The organism is Ralstonia sp. OTU4908, from assembly GCF_038440115.1.
Classification (GTDB): Bacteria; Pseudomonadota; Gammaproteobacteria; order Burkholderiales; family Burkholderiaceae; genus Ralstonia; species Ralstonia pickettii.
The window spans coordinates 261,864-276,870 of sequence record NZ_JASATD010000003.1; the positions used below are offsets into that span (position 1 = coordinate 261,864).

At 66.1% G+C, this 15,007-nt stretch carries 11 protein-coding genes; 5 read left to right on the plus strand and 6 right to left on the minus strand.

From position 1 onward, the window contains the following. Window positions 1-77: 77 nt before the first annotated feature. On the plus strand, window positions 78-1,820 hold the full coding sequence (locus tag AAHM38_RS04760) for a SulP family inorganic anion transporter (RefSeq protein ID WP_116575300.1): 1,743 nt from the start codon (window positions 78-80) through the stop codon (window positions 1,818-1,820). Between the two features lie 38 nt (window positions 1,821-1,858). On the opposite strand, the gene AAHM38_RS04765 is transcribed toward AAHM38_RS04760, so the two are convergent. The 3 genes from AAHM38_RS04765 to AAHM38_RS04775 all read right to left on the minus strand — a co-directional run bounded on the left by AAHM38_RS04765 (window position 1,859) and on the right by AAHM38_RS04775 (window position 6,734). Continuing rightward, window positions 1,859-3,625, minus strand: coding sequence for a virulence factor (locus AAHM38_RS04765; RefSeq protein WP_103519234.1), 1,767 nt, complete (start codon window positions 3,623-3,625; stop codon window positions 1,859-1,861). Continuing rightward, on the minus strand, window positions 3,622-6,255 hold the full coding sequence (gene mprF / locus AAHM38_RS04770; RefSeq protein ID WP_103519235.1) for a bifunctional lysylphosphatidylglycerol flippase/synthetase MprF: 2,634 nt from the start codon (window positions 6,253-6,255) through the stop codon (window positions 3,622-3,624). Before mprF ends, AAHM38_RS04765 begins: the two co-directional genes overlap by 4 nt. Before the next feature lie 284 nt (window positions 6,256-6,539). Further along, window positions 6,540-6,734 carry a hypothetical protein gene (locus AAHM38_RS04775; RefSeq protein ID WP_009240412.1) on the minus strand — a complete coding sequence of 65 codons (195 nt, stop codon included), beginning with the start codon at window positions 6,732-6,734 and terminating at the stop codon, window positions 6,540-6,542. A 294-nt stretch (window positions 6,735-7,028) separates the two neighbouring features. Here AAHM38_RS04775 and AAHM38_RS04780 point away from each other — a divergent pair, with 294 nt between their 5' ends. From AAHM38_RS04780 to AAHM38_RS04795, 4 genes are all read left to right on the plus strand, one after another. Further along, the gene (locus tag AAHM38_RS04780; RefSeq protein ID WP_103519236.1) at window positions 7,029-8,546 is read left to right on the plus strand and encodes a sensor domain-containing diguanylate cyclase; all 1,518 of its coding nucleotides are present in this window, start codon (window positions 7,029-7,031) and stop codon (window positions 8,544-8,546) included. 87 nt (window positions 8,547-8,633) lie between these two features. Next, complete coding sequence (locus AAHM38_RS04785) at window positions 8,634-8,798, plus strand: hypothetical protein (RefSeq protein ID WP_165835774.1); 165 nt, start codon at window positions 8,634-8,636, stop codon at window positions 8,796-8,798. A gap of 96 nt (window positions 8,799-8,894) precedes the next feature. Continuing rightward, window positions 8,895-10,268 (plus strand): amino acid permease, encoded by a 1,374-nt coding sequence (locus AAHM38_RS04790; protein WP_116575301.1) that lies wholly within the window; start codon window positions 8,895-8,897, stop codon window positions 10,266-10,268. A 105-nt stretch (window positions 10,269-10,373) separates the two neighbouring features. Continuing rightward, window positions 10,374-11,108 (plus strand): hypothetical protein, encoded by a 735-nt coding sequence (locus tag AAHM38_RS04795; protein ID WP_116575302.1) that lies wholly within the window; start codon window positions 10,374-10,376, stop codon window positions 11,106-11,108. A 48-nt stretch (window positions 11,109-11,156) separates the two neighbouring features. Here AAHM38_RS04795 and AAHM38_RS04800 read toward each other — a convergent pair whose 3' ends face one another. The 3 genes from AAHM38_RS04800 to AAHM38_RS04810 form a co-directional block, all read right to left on the minus strand. Further along, the gene (locus AAHM38_RS04800; RefSeq protein ID WP_116575303.1) at window positions 11,157-12,461 is read right to left on the minus strand and encodes an O-acetylhomoserine aminocarboxypropyltransferase/cysteine synthase family protein; all 1,305 of its coding nucleotides are present in this window, start codon (window positions 12,459-12,461) and stop codon (window positions 11,157-11,159) included. A gap of 240 nt (window positions 12,462-12,701) precedes the next feature. After that, entirely contained in the window at window positions 12,702-13,631 is a 930-nt protein-coding gene (locus AAHM38_RS04805) for an amidohydrolase family protein (protein ID WP_116575304.1), read from the minus strand. A gap of 1 nt (window position 13,632) precedes the next feature. Beyond that, window positions 13,633-14,958 carry an MFS transporter gene (locus AAHM38_RS04810; RefSeq protein WP_116575305.1) on the minus strand — a complete coding sequence of 442 codons (1,326 nt, stop codon included), beginning with the start codon at window positions 14,956-14,958 and terminating at the stop codon, window positions 13,633-13,635. Window positions 14,959-15,007 lie beyond the last annotated feature (49 nt).

Genomic DNA, 15,007 nt, shown 5'->3' on the forward strand with positions numbered 1-15,007 from the left:
CGCGCCTGTAGCAAAACCGTACGCCGCGGCCCACCGGGGTCGCGGCGTTGTCTATTTCAGCCGGACCACCGCGCCGCATGCCCCCAAGCAACGAACATCCCGCCACCGCCCTGCAACATCCGGAGAGTTTCGCCCCGCTGGATGCGCCGCCCCAGCCGCCACAGCAGCGCGTGGTGCGCGACGTCATCGCCGGATTCTCGATTGCGGGTCTGTTGCTGCCCGAAGCCGTTGCCTACGCAGGCATCGCCAGCCTGCCGCCGCAGGCCGGGCTGATCGCATTGCTGTGCGGTCTGGTGGTCTACTCGCTGCTCGGCACGAGCCGCTTTGCCATTGTCTCGGCCACGTCGTCGTCCGCTGCCGTGCTGTTTGCAACGGTGCTGTCGGAGCCCGGCGCCAGCGGCGCGACGGCGCTCACGATGGCCGCCGCGCTCATCATCGCGACGGGCGTGCTGTTCATCCTGGCGGGCGCGGCGCGGCTGGGCGGTATGTCGGATTTCATCGCGCGGCCGGTGCTGCGCGGTTTCACGTTTGGGCTGGCGCTGACGATTGCCATCAAGCAGTTGCCCAAGATCCTCGACGTGGCCGTTCATCACAGCGACACGCCCCGCGTTGCGCTCGACCTCATCGCCGGCGCGGCTGGCGCCAACCAGTACAGCACGGCATTGGGCGCCGTCGCACTCGCGCTGCTCTTCGGCCTCGGGCGCTGGGGGCGCATTCCGGCCACGCTGGTCGTCATCGTGCTGGCCATCGCAGCCGGCTACTGGATCGACTGGCATGCTCACGGCATTGCCGTGGTCGGCCATATCGACCTGCAAAACATCAGCTTCGGCGTACCCGACCTGGGCCGCGCGCAATGGATGCAGAGCGCCGAACTCGGTTTTGCGCTCATGCTGATCCTCTATGCCGAGTCCTACGGCTCGATCCGCAACTTCGCGCTCAAGCACGGCGACAGCATCTCCGCCAACCGTGACCTCGTCGCCCTGGGCTGTGCGAATCTGCTCTCGGGCCTGCTGCACGGCATGCCCGTCGGCGCCGGATATTCCGCCACGTCTGCCAACGAAGCCGCGGGTGCGCAATCGCGGTTCTCGGGGCTGTGCGCGGCGGCCGTGGTGGCGCTGATCGTGTGGCTGTTCCTGCCGCAGCTCGCGCGTATTCCCGAGCCGGTGCTGGCGGCCATCGTGATCTTTGCGGTGAGCCACTCGCTGCATCCGGCGGTGTTCAGACCTTACTGGGCCTGGCACCGCGATCGGCTCGTGGTGATTGCCGCATTGCTGGCCGTGCTGGTGCTCGGGGTGCTGCACGGGTTGCTCGCCGCAATCGGCGTGAGCTTGCTGCTCACCCTGCGCAAGCTTTCCGAGCCCAACGTAAGCGTGCTGGGCCGCCTGCGCGAGAGCCACGATTTCGTCGATGTGTCTCTGCACCCGGAGGCCAAGCCCGAGCCCGGTGTGCTGATCGTCCGGCCCGAAGTGCCGCTGTTCTTCGCCAACACCGAACGTGTGCTCGGCAAGGTTCGTGCGATGCTCCAACAACCGCACGAGCCCGTGCTGCGCGCCATCATGCTGAGCCTGGAAGAAACGCCGGACGTGGACGGCTCGGCCATCGAAGCGCTGCGCATCTTTGCCGCCGAATGTGCGGCGCGCGGACTGCAACTGATGCTGGTGCGGCTCAAGCCGCGTGCGCTGACCGCCTTGCAGCGCGCCACCGATGACACGCTGCGCACCGAGATGCTGCACGAGTTGAGCGTGGACGAATGTGTGCAGTCGCTGGCGACAGCGCCCAGCACACCTGCTGGCGCCCAAGTCGACAACGCCACGGCATAGGATGGTGCGCGAGGCGCGTCAGCCCCGGGACCGGCGTATCAGCGCGAGGCGTTGCCCGGTGCACGCGCGCCTTCAAGAATGATGCGCGCGAGCTTGGCGTAATCGCCATCAAAGTGATGGCCGCCCGGCAGCTTCACGAGCTGCACCTGCTTCGGATCCAGGCCCGGGCAATTGGTGTCCTTCTCTTCCTTGCCGTAGATGCACATGCCCAGGCCCGCCGGCAGCTTCTGGACCTCGGGCAGGATTGGCAGGCCGGATGCGCTGCTCGACACCCAGTTGGTCATGTGGAACTCAAAATCGGCACGCTTGCCCAGGCCCATCATGACCGCCAGCGCGACATGCTCGCGCGACGCCGCCGGCAACCGGTTGACGATGAAGGGCAGCACGTCTGCGCCCTGCGAATAGCCGATCAGCAACGCCTTCTGCTTCTTCCAGCGCGCAGCGTAAAAGCGCACGAGGCGGTCCATGTCTGCGGCGGCGGAGGCTGGCGTGCGCGGCGTCCAGAAATAGCGCAGCGAATCGATACCGACCACCGACACGCCGGACTTGGAGAGCGCCGCGGCGACCTCCTTGTCCAGCCCTGCCCAACCGCCATCCCCCGAGAGCAGCACCGCGAACAGTTCGGACGACGTACCGGGCTGCGCGGGCACCTCGATGATCGGCAAGTCGGAAACCGCCGCAGGCGGGGGCGGGGGCGGTGCTTTGCGCTGCGCGACAAGCTTGGCGAAGGCGGTTTTGAATGGCTCGGTGGCGGTCACGGGCGGCGCATTGGCAGCCGACGCGGCGGCCGGCAACGCCACCGATTGCGCCCCCGAAATCGTATCGATGAAGGCTTGCGTGGCACGCGCTTCGCACAGCGGACCGGAGCGCCGCGCAAACGACGTCGGTGCAGTCGATTGCAGCGCCACCCACGGCGCAGACAGCTTCGTGGCGGGCAGCAGGACCACGCCCGCGTTTTCTGGCGGCTTGACCCGCTTAGCCGTGGTGCGGCTCTCGCTCATGCGGCGGCTGAAGTGCACACCCTCGCCTTTGCACAGCGGCTTGTGCAGTTCCAGCACCGGGCAGAACTCCATCGACATGGCCCCGGCAAAGATGTTCGGGCGCGCCTGGGCAATCATGGCGTAGGCCAGCGCACCGCCTTCGTTGTCGCCAACGAGGATGGGCGGGTAGTAGCCGGGTACCTTTTCGTAGGCCTGCAGGAAGCGGCTGAAGTTTTCGAGATCGCCATCGGGGAAGGCGCAATCGCCCGGATCTGCCTCCAGGCTGGCGAACAGCGCAGGCGTCGACAGGCCTGCCACCAATGCGCCCTGCTGGGCGAGGCTTTCTGCCATGCGCGATGCGGCGGGCGTCCAGCCCAGATCGCCCGACAGCATCAGCACGACGGAGCGGATTTCGCCCTTCGGCTTGTAGACCGGCACATCGCGAAAACGCCCGTGCGTGACGAACTCGACCGCGCCCGGTGCGGCGGCGGGCGTAGCGGGCGCCACCACCGGCAGCGACAGCACGCCGCCGTTGGCAGCCTTGTTGGCCGTCACGGCCGGCCCGCTCATTTGCAGCCGAGGCGGCATGTCACCGCGCGGCGGCACTGCCACGACACCACTGGCGCCCGTCATGCCCACGGGAGGAATCAGCACCGCGCCCTGCACGGGCGTCGGTTTGGATGTAGGCGCAGGAGCGTCGGCGGCGATGGCCCAGGACGCTGCCAGCACCATGCCGACCGCACCCACATGCCCGGCCAAACGCAAGCCTTTGCGTAGCACTCCCCGATGCCGCGCCTCTTGCGTGCGCGGTGCTTGCCAACTCATTTGGAGATCACTCCCTTCAAGCCGCCGCCGATCAGCGCAGCGACGTCCGTCAATGTGAACAGCGGCGCGATACCGCCACGTGCGAGCAGGTAGCGGGCTTCCCACACGGGCTCGAATTTGTCCTTGAAATTGCGCAGCCCCCTGAAATTGTAGAAGCGCGCACCATGCCGGAACATCATCCGTCCGAAGCGGTGCCAGCGCGGCGCAAGCTGATGCTCAACCATGCCGGACATCGGCGCCATGCCCAGCCCGAAACGCTGATACCCCTGCGCCTGGAAGTGGAGGATGACCTTGCCGAACAGGAAATCCATCGTGCCGGGCGGCACGTCGCTGCGATAGCGCATCAGGTCGACGCTCGCCTCGATGCGCAGCACGTCAGGGCACATCAGCGTGGCAAACGCGAGGATCACGCCTTCGCGGCGCACCACGGCCACGGGCTGGCTGCGGATGTAGCGGTCGTCAAATGCGCCGAGCGAGAAGCCTTTCTCGCGCGCGTTCTGATTGCGCAGCCATTCATCGGAGATGGCCCGCAATTCGTCCAGGACGGTCGGCACGTCTGCCGTCGGGATGATCTCGAACGACAGCCCTTCGCGCTCGCCGCGCGTCACGCCATGGCGCAGGTTGGCGCGGCGCGAGCCCTTGAGGCTGAAGTCGGGCAGCGACACATACGCCTCTTCGCCCAGCTTGTAGGCACGCAGGCCGGCATCGAGATACAGCGGCAGCGTCTGTGGCCGCGTCTTGTAGAACGCGGCGCGCCCGCCATGCGCGTCGGCCATTTCGATAAAGCGCCAGATCAGCTCGGGCCACTCCTGCTGCGCGCCCACGGGGTCCGACAGCGCCACCCACGAGCGCCCCTGCTTGGCGTACATGATGAATGCATTGCCCGACGGCGAGAACAGCAGGCTTTTGTCGCCCATCAGCGCGAGCGTGGCGTCGGCGGCGGGCTGCTTGCGGACGATCTCGGCCGCGCGGGCGAGTTCTTCGTCGCTCGGGTAGGTGGTAACGCCCGGCTCCTTGCGAAAGAGCTGCCACATGCCGAAGCCGAGCCCCGTCACGGCAACGGCCATCAGCGCGCGGATCGAACGCGGCGCATCGCCGTCGAAGGTGAATTGCCACCAGAGCTGGTTGGCGTAGGCCACCTCGCGGTAGGCGAAGAAGAGAATCCACACACACGCCGCAAACACGCAGACCATGGCGAGCAGCCATCCCGCCTCCAACCGCTGCGAGAACAGCGACGACGGCCGGTCAAACTGCCGGCGCGAGACGACGAGCAGCACCGCCAGGGTCACCAGCACCGCCATCTCCGACACCGCAATGCCCTTGGGCAGCGCCAGCACGCCGGTGAGCAGCGACAGCACCAGCGCCGCCCACCATGCAGCATCCAGCCGGTGCAGCAGCCCGCGTGCGACAAACAGCATGATGAACCCGGCCACGCTGCCGATCATGTGCGAGGCTTCGACCACGAACAGCGGCACGTGCATGCGCAGGAGGTCTTCCGCTTCGTCGCTGGCAGGGGTGACGCCCGAGACCAGCAGCATTACGCCCGCCACCATCGTCAGCGCGGCCAGCAGCCCTGGCGACAGCTTGACCGCAGCGCGGCCGAACGGCGCCCCGGCGCCCGAGCGCAACTCGAACGCGCCGAGCATGGCCGCAGCCACGACAAGCGGCAGCAGGAAATAGATGACGCGGTAGAACAGCAGCGCGGCCAGCACCTCGGCCGGCGGCGCCTGGCCGCTGCAGCCAAGCAGGATGACGGCCTCGAACACACCAAGGCCCCCCGGGCTCTGGCTCAGCACGCCCAGCGTGACCGCCAGCGCATAGAACGCCACAAACGTCGGCAGGTCGACCGCGCCTGCCGGCATCAGCACCCACAGCGCCGCCGCGGCCGCAATCATGTCCGCCGCCGAGATCGCAAACTGACGCGCGGCCAACCCGGGCGGCGGCAGGCGGATCTCCCAGCGGCCGAAGAGCATCACATGGCGCTGGCGCATGCACAGCAGCAGCAACGCAACGACGCCCGCCAGCACCAGCAAGGCCACCACTTCGAGCAATGCCACTGGCAGATGCGTAATGGCGGCGATGTGCGGCGCGCCCCAGAGCAGCCCGACTGCGCCAAAGGCGGTGGTGGGCACGCCGAGCGCCCCGGCATCAAACGCAACCGCCTCCGTCACGCGGGCGGCATCGACCCCGGCCGCCGCGTACAGGCGCGTGCGCACCGCCCCGGCTGTCAACGAACCGAGGCCGATGGTGTTGCCCAGCGCGTAAGCGATGAACGAAGTGGTGGCGACCGTGGCGGGGGCGACGTGCGCGCCGGCATAGCGCAGGCCGGACGCGTCGTAGCCGGTCAGGGCGACGTAACTCAGCCCCGTGGCCAGCACGGCGAGCAACAGGTGCGAGCGCGGCGTGGCCTGCAGCGCGGCGACCATATCGGCGTAGTGCACGTGATCGAGCAGCGCATACAGGCTGTCGAACACCAGCGCGCCCAGCACGAGCACCACACCGATCACGATCCAGCCGGCGAGGCCTAGGCCCGATTTGGATCGCACGGGCGTGGCGGGCGCGGCAGGCGGGGGGCGGGCCGAAGATCGGCGCGATGTTGGACTGGCGTCGTTGGACGCGGCGTCAGGCATGGTGAAAAACGAAATCCTGCTGGCTTGGCGGAGTGCCGGGTCGAAGCGATATGCGAATCCGGACCCGAAGAAGTGGGAGAGCGCGGCAAGACAAACCGCCGAAGACCACGCTCCGCACGGTATCGACGTCTTGATTGGAGCCTGGCCTACCGGCACGGGCTTGTCGCGCGCGCCGGTTTTCTCTCGACCCGCGCTTCAGACGGCCCGTGTGCTGGATTCGCACGTTGTTTGCGGCCTACGTAATACGGCTGAAGCAGCCGATTCGTTGACACGCAGTCCGCATTTTACGGTTTGGGCGCGCTCCCCGGCGCCTTGGGCGGCACATCGGGCTTGCCGGCGTCGACGGAAACCGGGTCGCTCGCAGGAAAGGTTTCCTCAAGGCCCTCGTCGAGCAGGGCTTCCTCATGCGTATCGGCCACGGGCGGATGGGGGTTGGCGGGCGCCGGGGTGGGTGAGGCGCGATCGTCTGGCTCTGGCATGGCGTTCTCCAAGGATGCTTACCCAGAATAGGCAAAGCCGGCTTAACAGGATGACATGGAGGACAGCATGGGCATATGTCGGACCGGCGGTGGGTTCGGCGCCACGGGCGCGGCACTCAGCCGATGCTCAGCAAACCGTGCGCCAGCCGCCCCAGAAAGCGTTGCACAAACGGGATCGAATGGATACCCGCAAACGTTTTCTATGCTGACGAAGTCTTAGACAGTATTGCGTAGGAAGGAGGAGTCCGGTACACCATTGAAGCGATCGTTTTCAATATTTTCACAATTCTGCGCATGCCTTTACAGCGCGCCACTGGTGCACTCCTGCGGCGGCCTTCTCTGCTGATCATCGGCGCGTCGGCGCTGTCGCTGGTGCTGGCCGCGCTGACCGCGCTCTCGCTCTGGGAAATGCGCTCGGACGCACTGGCCCGCGCGCGCGATGCCGCCGACAACCTCGCGCTGATCCTGCAGCGCGACATTGCCCGCAACATCGAGGTGTACGACCTCTCGCTGCAGGCCGTGATCGACGGCGTACGCGACCCCGCCATGCTGGCGCTGCCGCCCAACGTTCGCCAGCTCGTGCTGTTCGACCGTTCGACCAATGCGCAGGACCTGGGCTCGCTGCTGGTGACCGACAAGGCCGGCGACGTGGTCATCGATTCGCACTCGGTGCCGCCCCGGCACATTTACCTCGGTGACCGCGATTATTTCCAAGTACATCAAGCCTCCGACGACGTCGGGCTGTATATCAGCGAGCCGTTCATCCCTCGCGCGAACGGCCTCGAGCGATCGCTGGGACTCAGCCGGCGCCTGAACGGCCCGCACGGCGAATTCAACGGCATCGTGGTCGGTACGCTGCGGCTGAACTACTTTCGGCGGCTGTTCGATGGCATCAACCTGGGGCCCCACGCCACCGTCACGCTGATCCGCACCGACGGCACGCTGCTCATGCGGCGCCCCTACAACGAAAAGCTCATCGGCCGCAACTTGGCCGATGCCACCGCGTTCCAGAAGCGGCTGCTCGCACCGGAAGGCTCGTATGTGGACATCGCGGGCATTGACAGTATCGAGCGGCTGTTCAGCTTCCGCCATATCGGCGACCACCCGCTGATCGTCACCGTTGGCCTTGCCACCGAAGACATCTACGCTGAATGGTGGCGGCGCGCGTGGGTGATCAGCGGCATCGTGCTGATGCTTGACGCGGTGTTCATCGTGCTGTCATTCCTCTTTGCGCAGCAGCTGCGCAAGCGGCTCGAGATGGAGCAGCAATTGCATCTGCTGGCCAATACCGACAGCCTGACCGGACTTGGCACGCGCCGCGCCTTGGATTCCGCCCTCGACGTGGAGTGGCGCCGCGCCAATCGGCATCACACCCCGATGGCGGTGCTGATGATCGACGTGGACGACTTCAAACCCTACAACGACAGGTACGGCCACGCCGCCGGCGACACCGCCCTGCGCACGGTGGCACGCTGCATCAACGACAGCATCAAGCGCCCCGGCGACTTTGCCGGCCGCTACGGCGGCGAGGAGTTCTGCGCCGTGCTCCCTAATACGGACCTCAGCGGCGCCGTGCGCGTGGCTGAAGCCATTCGGGCCGCTGTCTTGGCCGCTGACGAGCCCAACGCGGGAAGCGCATACGGCAAGCTGACGGTGAGCATCGGCGTGGCCGTGCATTCGGGCGTGGCCGCGGAAGACGACACGCTGGAAGACCTCGTTCGGCTGGCCGACGGACGGCTGTATGAAGCCAAGGCCGCCGGCCGCAACGTGGTCCTGCCCAGGCAGGAGCGGCCCAAGCTGGCTGTCGTCTAGCCAGCACCCGTCGGGCACCCCACTTTGGGGGCATGCCATCATCGGTCACCGCTTCTGCACAATGCGCGGGGCTTTCAGGAAACCGCCGTGAGCAAACCTCCGCATTCCCACTTCGATACGTCTGCGCTGCCGCGCGAGCATCAATTTGCGGCGTGGCGGGATGCCGTGAACGCGCGTGCGCAGCTCAAGAAGACGCTGCCGCAGGCGCGGGTAGACATTCCGATCCAGTACGCCAAGCCCGTGGCGCGCTGAGCGTCGTCGCCCGTTGCACAAGACGCCCCGCCTCCGCGCGGGGCGTTTTGCATGGGCGGCGTATCATCCGGGCCTTTCCCCAGTCAGGACAACACCATGAACAAGGCCACCGGCAGCTTCGAAGCGCTGGCCGCGCGCGAAGGCGGCCTGCAGCACCGCCTCTCTTCCGCGCAACTCACCATGATCGCCATCGGCAGCGCGATCGGCACCGGCCTGTTCCTGGGCAGCGGGGCGGCCATTCAGTTGGCCGGCCCGGGCGTGATCGCCAGTTACGCCATCGGGGCGTTGATCGCGCTGCTGCTCATGGGCTGCCTGGCGGAAATGGTGGTGGCGCATCCGACCACAGGCTCCTTCGGCGCCTATGCCGAGCACTATGTGAGCCCGCTGGCCGGCTTCCTCGTGCGCTATGCGTATTGGGCGGCCGTCGTCTTCGTCATCGGCGCAGAAGTGACCGCGGTGGCGGTGTACATGGCGTACTGGTTTCCGGGCGTACCGGCGTGGGTGTGGATCGTCGGGTTCTCGGCCGTGCTGGTGTGGATCAATGCCAGCAGCGTCGACGTATTTGGCGTGGCCGAATACTGGTGCTCGATGATCAAGGTGGTGGCCATCGTCGCGTTTCTGGGGGTAGCAAGCTACGCCATCTATCGCGCACCCGATGGCGGCCCGATCGGCTTTCACAACTACGTGAGCGCGGGCGGCTTCCTGCCGCACGGCTGGAATGGCGTGTGGTTCGGCGCGGTGGTCAGCATCTTCAGCTTCTTCGGTATCGAGCTGATTGCCGTGGCCGCCGGCGAGGCACGCGAGCCCGAAGCCGCCGCCACCAGTGCCTTCCGCTCAACGCTGTTCCGGCTGGTGTTCTTCTACCTCTGCACGCTCGCGCTGATGCTCGCCGTCGTGCCGTGGCAGCAGGCCGGCACGGGCAAAAGCCCGTTTGTGCGTGTGATGGAAATCCTCGGTATTGCCGGGGGTGCGGGCGTGATGAATTTCGTGGTGCTAACCGCGGCGCTGTCGTCGATGAACGCGCAGCTGTATGTATCGACGCGCATGCTGTTCAGTTTGGCGCGTAGCGGGCAGGCGCCTCAGGCGCTGGGCGCGGTGAGCCAACGCGGCGTGCCGCTGCGCGCGCTGGCGGTGTCCAGCTCCGGTGCGGCATTGGCGGCGGTGCTGAGCGTGGTGCTGCCGGGCCACTCGTTCCTGCTGATGATGTCGCTGGCGATGTTCGGAGCGCTGTTCACGTGGCTCGTCATCTTTGTGACGCACCTGCGCTTCCGGCGGGCCGCCGAGCGCGAGGGTCGCGCATTGCGCTTTCGCATGTGGGGTTTTCCGGTACTGACCACGCTTGGCGCGATCGCCATGGCGGTCATCATCGTGAGCACGGCATGGATGCCCGATTTCCGGATGACGCTGGTGGTGGGTGTGCCGTTTCTGGCCGTCATGGCATGCGTCCACGTAGGGATTCGGAGCCGCTAGTCGCTCGGGCGCCACACCCTACCTGTTGATGGGCTGGCGAGCGCACTTTTGCTGCGGAATGTGGGATACGATGCCTTTCTTACAAAGTGCTTATCACCGCCGCCCATGACTCTCGCGAAACAGTTCCTGGCCACCTTCGTACTTTCCGTCCCAGTGCTGGCTGCCGCGCAGTCTGCGGATGCCCCTGTCATCAAGAGCGGCGATCAGTGGACATACCAGACCACCATCGAGACAGGGCCGTCGGGGTGGAAGCAGACGCACGACACGTTCACCGTTGTGCGGACGACGGCGTCGAACATTTACTTCACGGTGCAGGCCAAAGGCGCGCCGACGGGCCCGATCGAGGTCATCGCCGGCGCTGATTGGAGTCGCATTCGCAACGTGGATGGTAAAGAGACAACCGTCAATCGTCCGCTTGCTTTCCCGCTGCAACCAGGCAAGAGCTGGGATGTGTCCTTTACCGAGCACAATCCAAACAAGGCCCATACCCTTGAGCAGTGGGACACGCACTACAAGGTCATCGGCTATGAGTCGGTAGAAGTGCCCGCCGGCAAATTCAACGCCATCAAAATTGAGGCGGAAGGCCAGTGGATAGCCGAACTGGCGCCATCCACGTCCGTTGTGCAGTCGGCCAACACCGCCGCGGGTGGCAGCACCATGGTCACGCAGACGCAACGCACCCAGCCAAGCAAGGCCACTGGGCGGATGTATAGGGCCGTGTGGTATGTGCCCGAGGTCGGCCGCTGGGTGAAGGCTGTTGATGAGGTCTACAACAGCGGAGGCGTGCGCAGCCAGCGCACGACGTCGGAACTGGAAACGCTCCAGCTCGCCGGGCGGTAAAGCGCCTGATTCGCCGAGCGCCACGAGGAGGCGCTCGGCGTTTCCACTTCAGGCGCGCGCCAGCGCCTTGTCCAGATCGGCCAGCAGATCATCGATATGCTCGATGCCGATCGACAGCCGGATCGTCTCCTGCCGCACACCGGCCTTGGCAAGCTCGGCTTCAGACAGCTGCCGGTGCGTGGTCGATGCCGGATGCGTTGCCAGCGACTTGGCGTCACCAATGTTCACCAGCCGCGTGAACAACTGCAGCGCATCCTGAAAACGCGCCCCGGCAGCAAAGCCGCCCTTCACGCCAAACGTGAGCAGCCCCGGCGCCTTGCCTGACAGGTATTTGTGCACGAGCCCGTGGTCGGGGTGATCATCCAGGCTGGCGTGGTTGACCCACTCCACCTTGGCATGCCCGCGCAGATGCCGGGCGATCTGCGCCGCGTTCTGCGTGATGCGGTCGATGCGCAGGCCCAGCGTTTCGATGCCCTGCAGGATCAGGAACGCGTTGAACGGCGACAGCGCCGCGCCGGTATTGCGCAGCGGCACCACGCGGGCGCGGCCGATATACGCCGCATCGCCGAGCGCTTCCGTATAGACGACACCGTGGTAGCTCACGTCCGGCTCGTTCAGCCGCTTGAAGCGCGCCTTGTGCTTGGCCCACGGAAACTTGCCCGAATCGACGATGGCGCCGCCCAGGCTCGTGCCGTGGCCGCCCAGATACTTCGTCAGCGAATGCACGACGATGTCGGCCCCGTGCTCAAACGGCCGGGCCAGGTACGGGGTCGGCACCGTGTTGTCGACGATGAGCGGCACGCCGTGGCGGTGCGCGATCTCGGCCAGCGTGGCAATGTCGGTGATGTTGCCGAGCGGGTTGCCGACGGTCTCGGCAAAGATGGCCTTGGTGCGATCGTCAATCAGCGCCTCGAACGATGCCGGATCGCGCGGGTCGGCAAACCGCGTGGTGATGCCCGACAGCGGCAGCGTGTGCGCAAAGAGGTTGTAGGTGCCACCGTACAACGTGCTGGCCGAGACGATGTTGTCGCCCGCCTCCGCAATCGTCTGGATCGCATACGTTACGGCCGCCTGCCCCGACGCCAGCGCAAGCGCCCCGATGCCGCCTTCGAGCGCAGCGATGCGCTTCTCCAGCACATCGTTGGTCGGGTTCATGATGCGCGAGTAGATGTTGCCCGGCACCTTCAGGTCGAACAGATCGGCGCCGTGCTGCGTGTCGTCAAACGCGAACGCAACGGTCTGGTAGATCGGCACGGCCACGGCGCGGGTCGTCGGGTCCGCGCTGTAGCCGCCGTGGACGGCCACGGTGTCGAGTTTCCAGGCAGGGGCAGTGGTCAGCGATTGCTGCGTCATCGTTGCGTCTCCGGAGGACTGATCTCCGGCGAGCATAGGGTGTGCCCTTCGGCGTGCGAACGACCGTTTTTGTCTTTGGTTATGCGTTCTGCCCCTCTTGCGCGCCCCCTGCAGCGCGCTCAGTCTGCCTTCGCGTGATCCACGCGCGCAGCGCTGCGTCTCGCACCTCCAGGACGGCGAATACGCCCAGCGCATCGAGCGCGGGAATCGCCTCGCTGGACTCGCATTGAGTTCTTGAACTCAAAAGCCGTAAAGCTTCACCGGATTCGACACAAAGATCATCTGCTGCCAATCCGCACGATCAATCCAGGCGGCCATCGTATCGAGCAGCGCGGCATCGTCGGGCTTGTGCGTCTTCTCCGTCGGATGCGGCCAGTCCGTGCCCCAGAGCATCCGCTCGGGCGCCATGTTGATGAAGACCTTGGCCACGGGCTCGACATCGGCATAAGCGGGCGCACCCGTCTTGGAATCGACGTAAGGACCGGACAGCGTGACCCACGTGTTGCCCTTGTCGACCAGGCGCTGCGCGGTGCGCATGGCGTCGGACTGCATGCCGCCCGGCTGGGGCACGTGCGCAATGTGATCGATGACAAGCGGACACGGCAGCGCAAGGAGATGCGGCTCCAGCGTGGGCAACTTGGCGCCTTGCACGACCAGCTCGATGTGCCACCCAAGCGCGCCGATACGTGACGCCAGCGGTGCGAGCATGTCGACGGTGGTGGCCCCCGGATAGCTCAGGTTGAAGCGGATGGCCCGCACACCTGCGGCGTGCATCTCGGCAAGCTGGGCATCGGTCACGGACGTATCGACCACCGCAACGCCGCGGGCATTGGGCCCGAAACGCCTGAGCGCATCCAGCGTGCAGCGGTTGTCCGTTCCGTACGTCGACGGCGTGACGACCACGTTGCGCTGCACGCCCAGACGCGCCTGCACCTTGCGGTACTGTTCGATGCTCGCGTTGGGCGGCCGCAGCGTGGTGCCTGGGGCGCTGGGGAATCGGTCATCGTAGATGTGCATGTGGCAATCCACGGCGCCCGCCGGCAGCTTGAACGTCGGCGGGGCGCTGCCGGTGGACCACAACTCTTCTGCTTCGGCAAGCCCCGGAACAGCGGCCGCCACGGCACCGGCACCCGCCATCTGCAGGAACCGCCTTCTGTTGAGTGCGGGCATGTCAGGCCGTCTCCGTCTTGTTCAGCATCTGCGCTTCTGGTGTGGAGCGACTCAACAGCAGCAGGGTGGCCACGCTCACCAGCGTCAGCACGGCCAACGGCATCAGCGCCAGGGCATAGCTGCCGGTGGCCTGCTTGACCCAGCCGTACACATTCACCATCAGGCCGCCGCCGATGAGGTTGGCGATCGCGTTGATGGTGGCCAGCCCCGCAGCGGCTGCACTGTTCGAGAGCATGCCGGAGGCCAGCGCCCAGAACGGCCCCTTGAACGAATAGGCTCCGACCAGCACCGCGCACAGCATCACCATGGTCGGCACGAGCGACCCGCTGAGCGACGTGCCGAACAGGCCCAGGCCGATCAGCAGCATGGGAATGGCGGTATGCCAGCGGCGTTCCTTCAGGCGGTCGGAGCGGCGGCCCCAGAACACCATCAGCACCGAAGCCACTGCATACGGCACCGAGTTCAGCAGCCCCGTCTGCATGACGGTCAACCCGAACGATTTGAGCAGTTGCGGCTGCCACACCGACAGCGTGCTGCCGGCAGCCGACGCACACACATCCACCAACGCGAGGCACAGCACGTAGCGGTTGCAGAACAGCTTCGCCAGCGGCATCTGCGCAACCTTCTTCGGGCCGCGCGTCTCACCGGCCAACGCATTCGTGAGCCACTGACGCTCGTCAGCGGACAGCCATTTGGCTTCTTCGGGCCGATTGGTCAGCAAGCGCAGGCAGGCAATGCCAAGCAGCACCGTCGGAATGCCTTCGAGGATGAACAGCCAATGCCAGCCGCGCAATCCAGCAAACCCGTCCATTTGGAGCAGCGCAGCCGAGATGGGCGAGCCGATGAAGCTCGCCGCCGGAATGGCGACCATGAACGTGGCCACAATGCGGGCGCGGTGCGTTGCCGGAATCCAATACGAGAGATACAGCAGCACGCCGGGAAAGAACCCCGCCTCGGCGGCACCCAGCAGAAAGCGCAGCGCGTAAAACGAGGCCGGGCCTTGCACCAGCGCCGTCGCAGCCGAGATCAGACCCCACGTGATCATGATCCGCGCGATCCAGATGCGCGCGCCGTAGCGTTGCAGCGCCAGATTGCTCGGTACCTCGAAGAAGAAGTACGACACGAAGAAGAGACTGCTGCCGAACCCGAACACGCCGGCCGTGAGCCCCAGGTCATGATTCATCTGCAGCGAGGCCATGCCCACGTTGCCGCGGTCGATGAAGGCCAGCAGGTAGCAGAGCATGAGAAATGGCACGAGCCGCCAGACCACCTTGCGCAGGGTCCGCTGCTCGATCTCGGTGACATCGGTACTGCCCGTCACTTGCATGTTTGTCTCCTGGCGCCGTCGTGTACTGCGCGGCGCTGTTTGAACGTCT

Coding starts and splice junctions, on each gene's coding strand:
- AAHM38_RS04760 (WP_116575300.1), top strand. CDS start 78: ATGCCCCCAAGCAACGAACATCCCGCCACCGCCCTGCAACATCCGGAG.
- AAHM38_RS04765 (WP_103519234.1), bottom strand. CDS start 3,625: ATGAGTTGGCAAGCACCGCGCACGCAAGAGGCGCGGCATCGGGGAGTG.
- mprF (WP_103519235.1), bottom strand. CDS start 6,255: ATGCCTGACGCCGCGTCCAACGACGCCAGTCCAACATCGCGCCGATCT.
- AAHM38_RS04775 (WP_009240412.1), bottom strand. CDS start 6,734: ATGCCAGAGCCAGACGATCGCGCCTCACCCACCCCGGCGCCCGCCAAC.
- AAHM38_RS04780 (WP_103519236.1), top strand. CDS start 7,029: ATGCCTTTACAGCGCGCCACTGGTGCACTCCTGCGGCGGCCTTCTCTG.
- AAHM38_RS04790 (WP_116575301.1), top strand. CDS start 8,895: ATGAACAAGGCCACCGGCAGCTTCGAAGCGCTGGCCGCGCGCGAAGGC.
- AAHM38_RS04795 (WP_116575302.1), top strand. CDS start 10,374: ATGACTCTCGCGAAACAGTTCCTGGCCACCTTCGTACTTTCCGTCCCA.
- AAHM38_RS04800 (WP_116575303.1), bottom strand. CDS start 12,461: ATGACGCAGCAATCGCTGACCACTGCCCCTGCCTGGAAACTCGACACC.
- AAHM38_RS04805 (WP_116575304.1), bottom strand. CDS start 13,631: ATGCCCGCACTCAACAGAAGGCGGTTCCTGCAGATGGCGGGTGCCGGT.
- AAHM38_RS04810 (WP_116575305.1), bottom strand. CDS start 14,958: ATGCAAGTGACGGGCAGTACCGATGTCACCGAGATCGAGCAGCGGACC.